The sequence below is a fragment of the Nocardioides proteolyticus genome, from assembly GCF_051280635.3.
In the GTDB taxonomy this organism is placed as follows: domain Bacteria; phylum Actinomycetota; class Actinomycetes; order Propionibacteriales; family Nocardioidaceae; genus Nocardioides.
The window spans coordinates 123918-137641 of record NZ_JBNBPO030000004.1 but is presented as its reverse complement, the minus strand read 5'-3'; the positions used below and the strand labels follow the sequence as shown (position 1 = coordinate 137641).

General features: G+C 72.4%; 12 protein-coding genes. 7 read left to right on the top strand and 5 right to left on the bottom strand.

The window, feature by feature from the left end:
• Positions 1-3 precede the first annotated feature (3 nt).
• Positions 4-993, bottom strand: coding sequence for an aldo/keto reductase (locus ACPOLA_RS03970; protein ID WP_435769095.1), 990 nt, complete (start codon positions 991-993; stop codon positions 4-6).
• Positions 994-1284: 291 nt separating this feature from the next.
• Between ACPOLA_RS03970 and ACPOLA_RS03965 the strand changes: the two genes are divergently transcribed.
• Positions 1285-2694, top strand: a complete 1410-nt coding sequence (locus tag ACPOLA_RS03965) for an HNH endonuclease signature motif containing protein (protein ID WP_435769094.1) — start codon at positions 1285-1287, stop codon at positions 2692-2694.
• An 84-nt stretch (positions 2695-2778) separates the two neighbouring features.
• Here the strand turns inward: ACPOLA_RS03965 and ACPOLA_RS03960 are convergent, their stop codons facing one another.
• Positions 2779-3693, bottom strand: a complete 915-nt coding sequence (locus ACPOLA_RS03960) for a LysR family transcriptional regulator (protein ID WP_435769093.1) — start codon at positions 3691-3693, stop codon at positions 2779-2781.
• Positions 3694-3770: 77 nt separating this feature from the next.
• Between ACPOLA_RS03960 and ACPOLA_RS03955 the strand changes: the two genes are divergently transcribed.
• Positions 3771-4715, top strand: a complete 945-nt coding sequence (locus ACPOLA_RS03955; RefSeq protein ID WP_435769092.1) for a DMT family transporter — start codon at positions 3771-3773, stop codon at positions 4713-4715.
• Positions 4716-4719: 4 nt separating this feature from the next.
• Here ACPOLA_RS03955 and icmF read toward each other — a convergent pair whose 3' ends face one another.
• Complete coding sequence (gene icmF, locus ACPOLA_RS03950; RefSeq protein WP_435769091.1) at positions 4720-7932, bottom strand: fused isobutyryl-CoA mutase/GTPase IcmF; 3213 nt, start codon at positions 7930-7932, stop codon at positions 4720-4722.
• A 77-nt stretch (positions 7933-8009) separates the two neighbouring features.
• Positions 8010-8507, bottom strand: a complete 498-nt coding sequence (locus ACPOLA_RS03945) for a MarR family winged helix-turn-helix transcriptional regulator (RefSeq protein ID WP_435769090.1) — start codon at positions 8505-8507, stop codon at positions 8010-8012.
• A gap of 166 nt (positions 8508-8673) precedes the next feature.
• Between ACPOLA_RS03945 and ACPOLA_RS03940 the strand changes: the two genes are divergently transcribed.
• The 5 genes from ACPOLA_RS03940 (at position 8674) to ACPOLA_RS03920 (ending at position 12034) form a co-directional block, all read left to right on the top strand.
• Positions 8674-9186: a DUF5709 domain-containing protein gene (locus ACPOLA_RS03940; protein WP_435769089.1), complete on the top strand. Its 513-nt coding sequence runs from the start codon at positions 8674-8676 to the stop codon at positions 9184-9186.
• Positions 9187-9201: 15 nt separating this feature from the next.
• Positions 9202-9909 (top strand): hemerythrin domain-containing protein, encoded by a 708-nt coding sequence (locus tag ACPOLA_RS03935; protein WP_435769088.1) that lies wholly within the window; start codon positions 9202-9204, stop codon positions 9907-9909.
• Positions 9910-9989: 80 nt separating this feature from the next.
• Positions 9990-10922, top strand: a complete 933-nt coding sequence (locus ACPOLA_RS03930) for an ABC transporter ATP-binding protein (RefSeq protein ID WP_435769087.1) — start codon at positions 9990-9992, stop codon at positions 10920-10922.
• Positions 10919-11788, top strand: coding sequence for an ABC transporter permease (locus ACPOLA_RS03925; RefSeq protein WP_435769086.1), 870 nt, complete (start codon positions 10919-10921; stop codon positions 11786-11788). The genes ACPOLA_RS03930 and ACPOLA_RS03925 overlap by 4 nt, the downstream gene beginning before the upstream one ends.
• Before the next feature lie 3 nt (positions 11789-11791).
• A complete protein-coding gene (locus ACPOLA_RS03920; protein WP_435769085.1) occupies positions 11792-12034 on the top strand; it encodes a helix-turn-helix transcriptional regulator in 243 nt (80 codons plus the stop codon).
• Between the two features lie 19 nt (positions 12035-12053).
• Here ACPOLA_RS03920 and ACPOLA_RS03915 read toward each other — a convergent pair whose 3' ends face one another.
• On the bottom strand, positions 12054-13535 hold the full coding sequence (locus tag ACPOLA_RS03915) for an FAD-dependent monooxygenase (protein ID WP_435769084.1): 1482 nt from the start codon (positions 13533-13535) through the stop codon (positions 12054-12056).
• Positions 13536-13724: the final 189 nt, after the last annotated feature.

Sequence of the window (13724 nt, the reverse complement as noted above, 5' to 3'; positions counted from 1 at the left end):
GGCTCACCACCGGTCGTGGACGCTCTGCCGGAAGTGGTCGTCGTACAGGCGGCGGACGCCGTCGAGCAGCTCGGGAGCCAGCGGCGGCAGGGCGCCCGCGGCGGCGTTGGCGCGCGCCTGGCCGGCGTCCCGCGCACCCGGGATCACCGTGGTCACCCCCGGCTGCTGCGCCACCCACGCGAGCGCGACCTGCGCCGGCGTCGCGTCGTCCGGGGCGTGCTCGCGCACGAGGCGGCTGAACTCGCGAGCCGCCTGCACGCCGGTGGCGTAGTCGACGCCGGAGAACGTCTCGCCGACGTCGAAGGCGCTCCCGTCGCGGTTGTAGCTGCGGTGGTCGTCGTCGGCGAACGTCGTGCTCTCGTCGTACCTGCCGCTGAGCAGGCCGGAGGCGAGCGGCACCCGCGCGATGATGCCGACCCCGGCCTCGGCGGCTGCCGGCAGCACGGCGTCGAGCGGCTTGAGCCGGAACGCGTTGAGGATGATCTGCACGCTCGCCACGTGGGGGCGGGAGATGGCGCTGAGCGCCTGGTCGGCGGTCTCCACGCTCACGCCGTAGGCCGCGACCGCGCCTTCCTCGACGAGGGTGTCGAGGGCGTCGTAGGTGGCGTCGTCGTCGATCGTGGCGCTCGGCGGGCAGTGCAGCTGCACCAGGTCGAGGGTGTCGACGCCGAGGTTGCGGCGGGACCGGTCGGTCCAGGTCCGGAAGTGGTCGAGCACGTAGCTCTCCGGCACCTGCTCGGCCCGACGGCCCATCTTCGTCGCGACCATCACACCGTCGTGGTCGCGCAGGAACCGTCCGATCACCTGCTCGCTGCGCCCGTCGCCGTAGACGTCGGCGGTGTCGAAGAAGTCCACGCCCGCCTCGACGCTCGCCTCCAGGACCTCCCGCGCGTCCGCCTCGCTGACCTCGCCCCAGTCGGCCCCCAGCTGCCACGTCCCGAGCCCGATGACCGACACGTCGCGGCCGGTGCGGCCGAGCTGCCTGTGCTCCATGACGCCATCCAACCAAAGCGGCGGTGGGGGTGACTGCCGCGTGGGCTGCGGTTGCGTAGGTGGTACGGGGCCGTAAGGGCTTTTACGCGGGCCGGTTCTGGTTGTGGTCGGGTGGCGTTGCCGGCCTCCGTTGCGTAGGGGGCGATGGCGGGTGCCGTAGGGGTCGCGATCGTTGCTGCGGCGACCCGGTTTGCGCCACCTTTCGTCCACATCGTCGGATGGGGAATCGCCTGTCCCCAGGCGGGTTTCCGGCTCGGGGTTGTGTCGGTGGCTGGTGCTTTGATGGGTGTCATGGAACACGGGATCGGCACCGACGCGGGAGGGCAGTACGACCACTGCTCGACCGTCGAGCTGCTCGCCCACGCGGCCAGTGAGGTCCGGGCCCGACGCGCCTCCCTGATCCGGGAGTGGCAGGTGATCACCGCCTGGGCCGACCAGAACATCATCGACTGCGACGAAGGTGCCGCCACCCTCATCGAGGACTATGTCGACACCGGGATCCCGATCGCCGGCCCAGGTGCACCCCTGGTGTCGGAGTTCGCGTTGATGGAGCTGATCGCGACCCTGGAACGCACCCCCGACGGTGGCCGCGCCTACGTCGGCCGGGTCATCGGATGTGCGTGGCGACTCAAGCAGATCTACGCCGCCGTCCTCGCCGGGCGGTGTGCGCCGTGGAAGGCCGAACGGGTCGCCGAGCTCACCCACGACCTGAGCCTCGAGGCCGCTGCGCACGTCGACCGCAAGCTCGCCCCGCACATCCGGTCCTGCTCGTGGCGGGAGGTCGAGCACCACATCGACGAAGCCATCACCCTCTACGACCCGGAGGCGGTTGAGGCCCGTCGTGAGGAGTCGTCGGACTCCCGGCGGTTCGACGTGCACCTCGACCACGTCGCCGACGGCGTGGTGCAGGTCGACGGGGTCCTGGACGCCGCTGACGGCGCGGACCTGGACACCGCCGTCAACCGTCGTGCGGTGCTGCTGGGGAAGCTGGGGCACGACGGGTCGCTCGATGTCCGGCGGGCGGTCGCGGTCGGTGACCTGGCCCGTGCGGACCTGACCCTCGACCTCGAGACCGTCGACGAGTCCACCGGCGAGATCACCACCGCATCCCGTGGCCGGCGAGCCGTCCTCAACGTCCACGTCTCCGACACCGCCATCACCAGCGCTACTGGCGAGAGTGCTGCGCCGGTGGGGCGGTGGGAGGACCAGCAACGCCCCATCACCGTCGCACAGATCAAGGAGTGGCTCGCCACTTCTGGGACGACGGTGGTCGTGCGGCCGGTGATCGACCTCGCCGGACACATCCCGGTGGACTCCTACGAGATCCCCGACCGCCACCGCCACCAGGTCGAGCTGCGCGACCACCACTGCGCGTTCCCCTGGTGCGGCCGCCGCGCCAGTCGCTGCGACATCGACCACGCCCTCCCCCACAGTCAGGGCGGGGTGACGTGTCCGTGCAACCTCGTCCCCGCCTGCCGCGCCCACCATCGGGCGAAGACGTTCTCCACCTGGCGCTACGTCATCGTCCAACCCGGCACCTACCTGTGGATCACCCCCAACGGGCGGCACTTCCTCGTCGACCACACCGGCACCCGCACCCTCGACCCACCCGTCCACGTCGACGAGACCGTGCACGGCCCGCCACCGGACCACGACACCCGACCCTGGCCCATCCAGACCGGCCCACCCTGCCCCGGCTAGGCACTCCGCCCCACACCCCACCCCTCGGTGGGGCCAAAGGCATGCCTGCACGGCTCCCGGCGGGGCACCCGAGCATGGGGCCCGTCAGTCCGCCGACGCAGCGACGGCAGCAGCGGCGTGCAGCGCCTCGGCGACGGCTGACACCGCCGGAGTGCGGCTGCGGCGGGTGAGGAGGAAGACCTCCCGCCCCACGGCCCCCTCCGCGACCGAACGCGCCGCGATGCCCGTCCTGCCGTAGCCCATCACCAGCTCCGGCAGCAGGGCGGCAGCGCCTGTGGTGCGCACGAGCTCGAGCAGGATGAGGAAGTCGTCGGAGGCATACCGCACGTCGGGCTCGAAGTCGCCGAGATCGCGGCAGACCCGCAACTGCATCGCGTGCTGGCCGGTGCCGGGCTGGCACGCTGCCCAGGCGGCGTCGGACAGCCGGCCGAGCGCCACCTGCTTCGCGCCGGCCTGGGGGTGGTCGTCGGCGAGCACCACGAGGATCCGCTCGCGCAGCAGTCGCTCGCGCTGCAGGTCGGCGTGCACCGGACGCGGAAGGCCGTCGTACTCGTCGCCGACGACGGCGTCGTACTGCTGGAACCGGAGGGCGGGAGCGGCCTGCTCGACCTCGGCCTCGCTGGCCTCGACGCGGATCTCGGGGTGACTGCTCGCGAGCGCGCGCACGGCCGGCGCCACGATCCGCAGGAAGGCCGACTGGAACGCAGCGACGCGGACGACGCCGGCCACGCGGCCGGCCGCGACCGACGCCACCTCGGCCTCGGCCTCCGCCATGCCGCCGAGCAGCACCTCGGCGTGGCGCACCAGCACCTCGCCGGCGGCGGTCAGCCGCACGTTGCGGCCGGTGCGCTCCAGCAGCGGCGTCCCGACCTCCCGCTCGAGCACCGAGAGCTGCTGGGAGACGGCACTCGGGGAGTAGCCCAGGGCCCGTGCCGCGGCATGGACCGTCCCGCGGCCGTGCAGCTCTCGCAGCAGGCGCAGGCGGTGCAGGTCCAGCATCTGTTCAGGATATCTGCACGAAGCAGTACATGAAGCCGCGATGGACGTGAACGGTTCACGCCGGGGACCATCGAGAGGTGGGACCGCTCTTCTGCCTCCTCTCGGCCGTCGGCTTCGGCGTGATGGCCGTCTTCGGCAAGCTCGCGTACGACGCCGGCGTCTCCGTCGACGCCCTGCTCCTCGTGCGCTTCGGCCTGGCGGCCCTGGTCCTCGGCGGGGTGGCGGCCGTCACCGGCGCGGCCCGCGGGCTCACCCGCCGCACGGTGCTGGGCGGGCTGGCGATGGGAGCCGTCGGCTACGCGCTGCAGGCCACCTTCTACTTCTCCGCACTAGAGCGGCTGGACGCCTCGCTGGTCGCGCTGGTCTTCTACCTCTACCCCGTGCTGGTGATGCTGGCGGCGATCGCCGTCGGCCGGGAACAGGCGTCCCGCCGGCGGGTCGCGGCGCTGTGGATCGCACTCTGCGGCATCGCGCTCGTGCTGCTGGGGGCGACGACCGGCCGGTTCGACGGCATCGGGGCGCTACTGGCGCTCGGCGCGGCGGTCACCTACACCTGCTACATCATGGTCGGCGACCGGGTGGGCGCGGACGCGCACCCGGTCGCCCTCACGGCGCTGGTGTGCACGGGCGGCTTCGCCACCTTCCTCGCGACCGGAGCGGTGACCGGCGGCACCGACCTTGCCTTCGACCCGATCGGCTGGGTCTGGCTGACCGCGATCGCCCTGGTCAGCACGGTCGGGGCGATCCTGCTCTTCTTCGCCGGCCTGGCACGGGTGGGTCCGTCCCTGGCGGCGCTGCTCTCGATCCTCGAGCCGGTGGTGACGGTGACCGGAGCCGCGCTGGTCTTCGGGGAGACGTTGACGCTCGTCCAGCTGCTCGGCGGGGCGCTGGTCCTCGCGGCGGTCGCGCTCGTGCAGTGGCCACGGTCGGCCCTGCGGCGCCGCGGTCGGAGCGGTGACCGGGTCGAGCCCGCGACACCGGCTCCGGCCGGATCCGCCCCGGCGCCCAGCGGCGCCCGCTGAGCCGTCACACGTTGCGGCGGTACTGGCCTCCGACCTCGAAGAAGGCCTCGGTCACCTGCTGCAGGGTGCACACGCGCGCGGCGTCCATGAGCACGGCGAAGACGTTGTCGCCGCTGGCGGCGGCGTCCTTGAGACGGGCCAGCGCCTCCTGGGCCTCGCTCGCGTGCGCGTCGCGGAACGAGCGCACCCGCTGCAGCTGCGACTGCTTCTCGGCCTCGGTGGCGCGCGCCAGCTCCAGCTCGGCCGGCGCCTCCTCGGCCTCGGGCTTGAGGAAGGTGTTGACGCCGATGATGGGCAGCGTCCCGTCGTGCTTCCTGTGCTCGTAGAGCATCGACTCGTCCTGGATCCGGCCCCGCTGGTAGCCGGTCTCCATGGCCCCCAGCACACCCCCGCGCTCGGAGAGGCGGTCGAACTCGGCCAGCACCGCCTCCTCGACCAGGTCGGTCAGCTGGTCGACGATGAAGCTGCCCTGGAGCGGGTTCTCGTTCATCGCGAGGCCCCACTCGCGGTTGATGATCAGCTGGATGGCCAATGCGCGACGCACCGAGTCCTCGGTCGGCGTGGTGATCGCCTCGTCGAAGGCGTTGGTGTGCAGCGAGTTGGCGTTGTCGTAGATGGCGCACAGGGCCTGGAGCGTCGTGCGGATGTCGTTGAAGTCGATCTCCTGAGCGTGCAGCGACCGGCCGGACGTCTGCACGTGGTACTTCAGCTTCTGCGAGCGCTCGTTGGCGCCGTACCGCTCCTTCATCGCCACCGCCCAGATCCGTCGGGCGACCCGGCCGAGCACGGTGTACTCGGGGTCCATGCCGTTGGAGAAGAAGAAGGACAGGTTCGGGGCGAAGTCGTCGATGTCCATCCCTCGCGCCAGGTAGGCCTCGACGTAGGTGAAGCCGTTGGCCAGGGTGAAGGCCAGCTGGCTGATCGGGTTCGCCCCCGCCTCGGCGATGTGGTAGCCGGAGATCGAGACCGAGTAGAAGTTGCGCACGCCGTGCTCGATGAACCACTCCTGCACGTCGGCCATGCAGCGCAGCGAGAACTCCGTGGAGAACAGGCAGGTGTTCTGCCCCTGGTCCTCCTTGAGGATGTCGGCCTGCACGGTGCCGCGCACGTTCTCCAGGGCGTACGCCGCCAGGGTCGCGCGCTCCTCCTCCGACGGCTCCCGGCCCTCCCGGTCGCGGAAGGCGTCGAGCTGCTGGTCGATGGCGGTGTTGAGGAAGAACGCGAGCACGGTCGGCGCCGGACCGTTGATCGTCATCGACACCGAGGTCGTCGGCGAAACCAGGTCGAAGCCGTCGTACAGCGCCTTCATGTCGTCGAGGGTCGCGACGCTGACGCCGGACGTGCCGACCTTGCCGTAGATGTCCGGCCGCTCGTCGGGGTCGCGGCCGTAGAGGGTCACGGAGTCGAAGGCGGTCGACAGGCGGGTCGCGGGCTGGCCCTCCGACAGCAGCTTGAACCGGCGGTTGGTGCGGAACGGGTCTCCCTCGCCGGCGAACATGCGGGCGGGGTCCTCGTTGTCGCGCTTGAAGGCGAAGACGCCCGCGGTGAAGGGGAAGCGGCCGGGCAGGTTCTCGCGCCGCAGGAAGTGCACCAGCTCGCCGTGGTCGCGGTAGCGGGGCAGGGCGACCCGCGGGATGTGGAGCCCGGAGAGCGACTCCTTCGTCAGGCGGGTGACGAGCTCGCGGTCGCGCACCTTCACGACCTGCTCGTCACCGGAGTAGGACTCCACGACGTCGGCCCAGCCCTCCACCTGTTTGCGGACGGGGGCGGGGAGGTCGTCGCGCGCCTGCTCGACCAGCGCGTCGAGCTCGGTGCTCTCCAGCTCGCCGCGCACCAGCTCGAGCCGCTGCAGCCGGGCGGCCGCCTCCGCAAGGCGGTCGGTCTCGGCGTGGTAGTCGCGCACGGTCTGGGCGATGTCGGCGAGGTAGCGCACCCGGTCGGTCGGCACCACCTGGCGGATGCCGGAGGAGTGCCGGACGTCGACCCGAGGGAGGGCGCCGTCGGCGGCCGGCAGCCCGAGCCCGGCAAGCGCGCCGAGGAGGTGCTGGTAGAGCGCGGTGACGCCGTCGTCGTTGAAGGTCGCGGCGCTCGTGCCGAAGACGGGCATGTCGTCCGGCTTCTTGCCGAACGCCTCCCGGTTGCGCACCAGCTGGCGGCCGACGTCGCGGAGGGCGTCCTTGGCCCCGCGGCGCTCGAACTTGTTGATCGCGACCGTGTCGGCGAAGTCGAGCATGTCGATCTTCTCCAGCTGCGACGCGGCGCCGAACTCCGGCGTCATCACGTAGAGAGAGTGGTCGACGAAGGGGACGATGGCCGCGTCGCCCTGGCCGATGCCGGGGGTCTCCACGACGACCAGGTCGAAGCCGGCGGCCTTCATGATGTCGATGACGTCGGTCAGCGACTCCGGCACCTCGTGGGCTCCGCGGGTGGCCAGGGAGCGGAAGAAGGTGCGCTCGCCGTCGAGCGAGTTGGCCCGGATCCGGTCGCCGAGGAGGGCGCCGCCGCCCTTGCGCCGGGTCGGGTCGATCGCGATCACCGCGATCCGCAGCTTGTCCTGCTGGTCCACGCGGAAGCGGCGGACGAGCTCGTCGGTCAGGCTGGACTTGCCGGATCCGCCGGTGCCCGTGATGCCCAGCACCGGCACGGTGCGCGCGGCGGCGGCCTCGCGGATCCGGCCGCGCGTCGCCTCGGGGAGCCGGCCCGTCTCGGCGCCGGTGATCGCGCGGGCCACCGCCAGGCGCTCCCCGGCGAGCACCTGCTCGGCATCGACGCCGGCCGCCTCCCAGAGGTCGAAGTCGCAGTCGGCCACCACCGTGTTCACCATGCCGGCCAGGCCCAGCCGCTGGCCGTCCTCTGGGGAGAAGATGATCACGCCGGACTCCCGCAGCCGGGCGATCTCCTCGGGCACGATCACCCCGCCGCCGCCGCCCACGACACGCACGTGCTCGGCCCCGGCGGCCCGCAGGGACTTGACCAGGTACTCGAAGTACTCGACGTGCCCGCCCTGGTACGACGAGACCGCGACGCCCTGCACGTCCTCCTCGATCGCGGCCTCCACGACCTCGTGCACCGACCGGTTGTGCCCGAGGTGGATCACCTCGCAGCCCTGGCTCTGGAAGATCCGCCGCATGATGTTGATCGAGGCGTCGTGCCCGTCGAAGAGGCTCGACGCGGTGACGAGGCGAACCGGGTGCTGGGGGACGTGCAGGTCGGTCATCGCGGTTCCCTGGAAGATAGTTGGGCGTCCTAGCACCACCAATGCTAGGTCATCCAACTAATTCGGGGAAGCCATGGTCACTCGACGTCCTCGCCGAGGCCGCCGCGGAGGCGGGTGAGCAGGCCGACCAGCCGGTCGACGTCCGCGGCCGCGAGCCCGGGCCGCTCGAAGACCGCGGCGTTGAGCGCCTCGGTCGCCCGCTCCACCACCTCGCTGCCCGCATCGGTCAGGGAGGCCAGGATCACGCGCCGGTCGGTGTCGGGGCGCAGCCGCTCGACGTACCCCTGCTGCACCAGGCGGTCCACGGCGCTGGACACGCTCGTCGGGTGCACCTGCAGGAGGGCGCCCACCCGTGACATCGGCATCGCGCCGGCCCGCGAGAAGGAGAGCAGCCGGAGGATCTCGTAGCGCGCGAAGGTGAGATCGAGCGGCCGGAGGACGGCGTCGATGCGCTCCATGAAGAGCTGCTGCACCCGCACCACCGAGGTCACCAGTGCCATCCCGTCGGCCGCGTCCGACCAGCCGTGGCGCAGCCACTGCTCGTGCGCGGCCCGGATCGGGTCCCTGCTCGCCATGGGCGCCAGCCTAGGCGCCCGGAGCTAGGAAGCCCTCGGAGCACGGCGTCGCCGAGGCCACGCCGCCGATCGCCGGTGCCCCCGATCATGCTCGCGGGAAGTGGGTACCGCCGTGGACACCAGCGAGACCGCACCGAGAGACCGCACCGAGAGACCTGGAGGTCCCATGAGCTCCGAGCAGCCCGACGTCGACACCGCGATCGGCACCGACCCCGCGGTCGACGTCACCAACGACGCGTCGGACAACGAGAGCTACCACGGCTACAGCGTCGACGACGAGGGACAGCCGCAGAGCACGGGCGACAGCCTGGTCGACGACCGTGGCCTGGCCGAGCCGCTCGACGAGGGCTACTCGCCCCCGGAGAAGTGGTCGGCAGGCCAGGGCTACGGCAACACGCCACTCGAGGAGAGCATGGGCGAGACCCTCGACCAGCGCGTGCAGCAGGAGGTCCCCGAGCCCGACCCCTATGAGGCGGCCGAGGAGGAGGCACGCCGCGGCGCACTGGCCGAGTCCGACTCCGAGGTCGGCGACGAACGGGCCGGCCGGCTGGTGGCGCCCGACGAAGGCGTCGCCACCGACCGGGAGGCCGACCTCGTGGCCGAGGACGTCGGCATCGACGGGGCCGCCGCGAGTGCCGAGGAGGCCGCCGTGCACGTCGTCCCCGAGGACGAGCTCTAGCGGCAGGGACGGACGATGCGATCCCTCGCCCAGCAGACCGAGGCCGAGCTCGGCGGAGGGCTCAGCGTCCTCGTCCGCCAGAAGCGCGACCACACCCGCCTCGACCGCCTCCTCGACCGGCTCGCGGCGACCCGCGAGCACGACGACAAGACCGTGCTCCGCGAGATCGCCCGCCTGGTCTTCCCGCACGCGTTCGCCGAGGAGGCGGTCCTGTGGCCACAGGCCCGCCGGGTGCTCGACGACGGCGAGGCGCTCACCCTGCGCGTGGAGCAGGAGCACCAGGAGATCAACGCGCTGTGGGCGCGGCTCGAGGGCGAGGAGCTGACCGCCCCCGACCGCGGACGGCTGCGCGAGCGCATCGCCGAGCTTCTGCGCGAGGACGTCCGGGACGAGGAGGACGACCTGCTGCCCCGCCTCCAGACGTCCCTCGACCGGACGGAGCTCCGGCGGCTGGGCCTCGCGTGGGAGCTGACCCGGCGGATCGCACCGACCCGCCCCCACCCGGTGGTGTCCCGGCGCCCGCCGGGCAACGCGCTGTCCGCAGTGCCGCTCGCGATCCTCGACCGCACCCGGGACCGTCTCGACGCACTGTCGGAGCGCGGAGCCTCCCCGCCGCGCGAGCGGCTGACCGCCGTCAGCGCAGCGCTGGCACGCGTCGCGGGGAGGGTGGAGCAGCGCCGCGTCCTGCGCAGAGGCGAGGAGTCGAGCACGCACGTGGAGTAGGTCGCCGTGCCGACGAGGACCGACACCACGGGTCGTCATAGACCTACCTGCGAATGTAGTAGGAATGCTATCTTCGCCGCATGAGCCGGATGACGGGCGCCGACCCGGTGATCGACGTGCGCGACCTGCGGATGCGGTACGGCGACGTGGAGGTGCTCGACGGCGTCTCCTTCACCGCCCGCCGCGGCGAGGTGCTCGCGCTGCTGGGACCCAACGGCGCGGGGAAGAGCACCACGATCGAGATCCTCGAGGGGTTCCGGGTCCGGTCGGCGGGGTCGGTCACCGTGCTCGGCACGGACCCGGCGAAGGGTGACGAGGCCTGGCGCGCCCGTCTCGGCGTGGTCCTGCAGTCGTGGCGCGACCACGGCCGGTGGCCCGTCCGCCAGCTGCTGCAGCACCTCGCCGAGTTCTACCGGCCGTACTCGACCGTCGACCGGCCGCGCCCGATGGACGTCGACGAGCTGCTCGAGCTGGTCGGCCTCTCCGAGCACGCTGACCAGAAGATCGCGAGGCTCTCCGGCGGCCAGCGACGCCGTCTCGACGTGGCGATCGGGATCGTGGGCCGGCCCGACATGCTGTTCCTCGACGAGCCCACCGCCGGCTTCGACCCCCACGCCCGCCGCGAGCTGCACGACGCGGTGCACCGGCTCGCCGACCTCGAGGGCACCACCATCCTGCTCACCACCCACGACCTGGACGAGGCCGAGAAGCTGGCCGACCGCATCCTGATCCTCGCCGGCGGTCGGATCGTCGCCGACGGCAGCGCCGACGAGCTGTCCCGGCAGGTGGAGGGACGTACGGAGGTGCGCTGGAGCCGCCGCGGCGAGCGCTTCGTGCACGCAAGCGAGGCGGCCACCGCCTTCGTGCGCGAGCTCTTCGCGCAGTACGGCGAGGAGATCGAGGACCTGGAGGTCCGCAGAGCCACGTTGGAGGACAGCTACATGGCACTGGTGCAGCGCTTCGAGTCCGGCGACCGCGAGCAGGTCGGCGCCGACCTGGCGGTGGTCCGATGAGCGCCCTGGTCGACCGTCCGCTGTGGGGAGCCGCCCGACTGGGCGTGCGCCGCGGCATCCTGGAGATGGGGCACAGCCTGTCCACCCGCGCGGACCAGGTCTGGATCGTCACCATGAACGCCGGGTTCGTGTCGGTCCTGGTGTTCCAGCGCGACGCCGACCTCGCCGGGACCGGCTACTCCCTGGCGCTCGCGACCCTGCCCGGCCTGATCGGGATGAACGTCGCGCTCGGCGGCTGGATGGGTACGGCCCAGACCCTCGCCCTGGAGCGGGAGGACGGCACCCTGCTGCGGGCCAAGTCCACGCCCAATGGCATGGTCGGCTACCTCGTCGCCCGCGTCGTCCTGGCGATCCTCAGCACGCTGCTGGGCCTGGCGATCTTCCTGGTGGCCGGCTTCTTCCTGCTGCCCGGCCTCGCCGACGTGCCGATCAGCGGGTGGCTGATGCTGCTGGCCGTCTTCCTGCTCGGCATGGTGGCGACCATGCCGTGGGGCGCCGTCGTGGGAGCCCTCGCGAAGTCCTCGGGCGCCGGCTTCGGCCTCAGCTTCCTGCCGATGGTCGCGCTCACCGCGATCTCCGGGATCTTCTACCCGATCACCGCGCTGCCCGACTGGATCCACCCGATCGCGATGACCTTCCCCCTCTACTGGTTGGGCGCCGGCATGCGCGACGCGCTGCTGCCCGAGGCCGCGGGCGCGGCGGAGCTCGGCGGGCAGTTCCACACCTGGGAGACGTTCGGCGTGCTGGGCCTGTGGGCGGTCGTCGGCCTGGCCGTGGCGCCGCGCGTCCTGCGCGCGATGGCGCGGCGCGAGTCCGGCTCGGCGGTGGAGAGCCGCAAGCAGGCGGCGCTCCAGGCGTGGAGCTGAGCGATGGCCCCCAGCAACGAGATCGTGCACAACCGGATCGCCATGCTCCGCGCGGAGCGCGGCATCTCCCGCCGCGACCTCGCCGACGAGGTGCAGGTCCACTACCAGACGATCGGCTACCTCGAACGCGGAGAGTACAGCCCGAGCCTCCACCTCGCGCTGCGAATCGCCGAGTTCTTCGACGTGCCGGTCGAGGTGGTGTTCTCGCTGACCCCGTTCCCGAGGTTGGGCGACCGCACCGCCTGACCGCCGCCGGCGTCCGGCCTCACGCCGCGCCAGGCGCCCGGCGCGGCCCGAACCACCGGCTCAGCGAGTCCTCCAGACCGTCCGGGCTGCCGTCGCCGACCCAGGCGACGTGGCCGTCGGGCCGCACCAGCACGGCGGTCGGCGGCGCCACCTCGCCGATCACCGGCAGCTCCCACGCGCCGTCGTACGACGCCCGGACGTGGTCGACGCGGTCGGCCCACGGTCCCGGGCCGACCGTCCCCGCGCCGCCGAGGTCGAGGAGCACACCCCGGGCGCGGTGCAGCAGCTCGTAGACCCGAATCGCGCCGTCGGCGGTCACCAGGTCGAGGTCGGGCACCCGCCGGCCCAGGAGCGGGTGGCCCTCGCCCAGGTCGTAGTGGACGTCGAGCCCGGTGGCCAGGCCGGCAAGGTGCGCGCGTGGCTCGGACAAGGGCAGGACCTCGTCCACGACGCTGCGCAGGGCGTCGACGCGCGGGTCGGAGCGTTGCAGCACCGACAGCGCCATCGTGAAGCGCAGCGAGCGCTCTGTGGCGGGGTGCCGCTCCGCGTGGTAGCTGTCCAGCAGCTCCGGCGGCGACACGCCGCCGACGACCTGGGCCAGCTTCCAGCCGAGGTTGACGGCGTCCTGCACGCCCAGCCCGATCCCCTGCCCGCCGGCGGGGTAGTGGATGTGGGCGGCGTCGCCCACGAGCAGCACCCGGTCGGACCGGTAGGCGGCCGCCTGCCGCGTGGCGTCGCTGAACCGGGAGATCCAGGTCGGGCTGTGCGCACCGAAGTCGGAGCCGTAGACCTCCCTCAGCGCGGCCCTGAGATCGGCGAGTTCCGGCTCGCGCGCTGGCCCGACCTCGCCCTCGCTCAGCATCACCCGCACGGTGCGCCCGTCCTCCATCAGGCTGAGCCCGTGCAGCCCGCGCTCGTCGTGGCGGATCCCGGCCGGGAACTCGTCGGCCAGCTCGACCTCCGCGATCAGGTTGGTCCGCGACGGCGGCAGGCCGGGGAAGTCGATGCCGGCCGCCTTCCGCACGGTGCTCCGGCCACCGTCGGCACCGACGACGTACGCCGCCCGGATGCCTCCCCCGACGCCGCCGTCGTCGGCCAGGCGCAGGTCCACGCCGGTCCCGTCCTGCGCCAGGCCGGCCACCTCGCACCCGTGGCGGACCGGCACGCCGAGCTCGTCGATCCATCCGCGCAGGATCCGCTCGATGTGGTTCTGCCACAGCCCGAGCGTGTAGGGGTGGCGGGTCGGGAAGTCGCTGATGTCGAGGACGGTGCTCCCGAACGTCAGCACCTGCACCGTCTGCCCCTCCGCCAGGAACCGGCCGGCCACCCCACGCTGGTCGAGCACCTCGATCGTGCGGGCGTGGAACCCGCCGGCCCGCGACCCGACAATCTCGGGGGTCGCCCGCCGTTCCAGCACGACGACGTCCACGTCGGCCAGGGCCAGCTCGGCCGCCAGCACCATCCCGCTCGGACCGCCGCCCACCACCGCAACGTCAACCATGATCAGCTCCCTCCCGCCGGCCCCGTGACCGGGCAAGGCCGAGCAGTCTGGGGCACCGAGGGGGCCTTGCCGCAAGACCCCCTCTGCGCTATACCTTGAGAGTGGCAGGGACCTTCGGGGCCCTGCCTTCGTCGTTGCAGGGACGGTCGGGTCGGGCGTCTTGCCGGATCACCCTCTCGCCGCGGTGAA

Coding starts and splice junctions, on each gene's coding strand:
- ACPOLA_RS03935 (WP_435769088.1), top strand. CDS start 9,202: ATGCGATCCCTCGCCCAGCAGACCGAGGCCGAGCTCGGCGGAGGGCTC.
- ACPOLA_RS03960 (WP_435769093.1), bottom strand. CDS start 3,693: ATGCTGGACCTGCACCGCCTGCGCCTGCTGCGAGAGCTGCACGGCCGC.
- ACPOLA_RS03970 (WP_435769095.1), bottom strand. CDS start 993: ATGGAGCACAGGCAGCTCGGCCGCACCGGCCGCGACGTGTCGGTCATC.
- ACPOLA_RS03945 (WP_435769090.1), bottom strand. CDS start 8,507: ATGGCGAGCAGGGACCCGATCCGGGCCGCGCACGAGCAGTGGCTGCGC.
- ACPOLA_RS03940 (WP_435769089.1), top strand. CDS start 8,674: ATGAGCTCCGAGCAGCCCGACGTCGACACCGCGATCGGCACCGACCCC.
- ACPOLA_RS03915 (WP_435769084.1), bottom strand. CDS start 13,535: ATGGTTGACGTTGCGGTGGTGGGCGGCGGTCCGAGCGGGATGGTGCTG.
- ACPOLA_RS03925 (WP_435769086.1), top strand. CDS start 10,919: ATGAGCGCCCTGGTCGACCGTCCGCTGTGGGGAGCCGCCCGACTGGGC.
- ACPOLA_RS03965 (WP_435769094.1), top strand. CDS start 1,285: ATGGAACACGGGATCGGCACCGACGCGGGAGGGCAGTACGACCACTGC.
- ACPOLA_RS03930 (WP_435769087.1), top strand. CDS start 9,990: ATGAGCCGGATGACGGGCGCCGACCCGGTGATCGACGTGCGCGACCTG.
- ACPOLA_RS03920 (WP_435769085.1), top strand. CDS start 11,792: ATGGCCCCCAGCAACGAGATCGTGCACAACCGGATCGCCATGCTCCGC.
- icmF (WP_435769091.1), bottom strand. CDS start 7,932: ATGACCGACCTGCACGTCCCCCAGCACCCGGTTCGCCTCGTCACCGCG.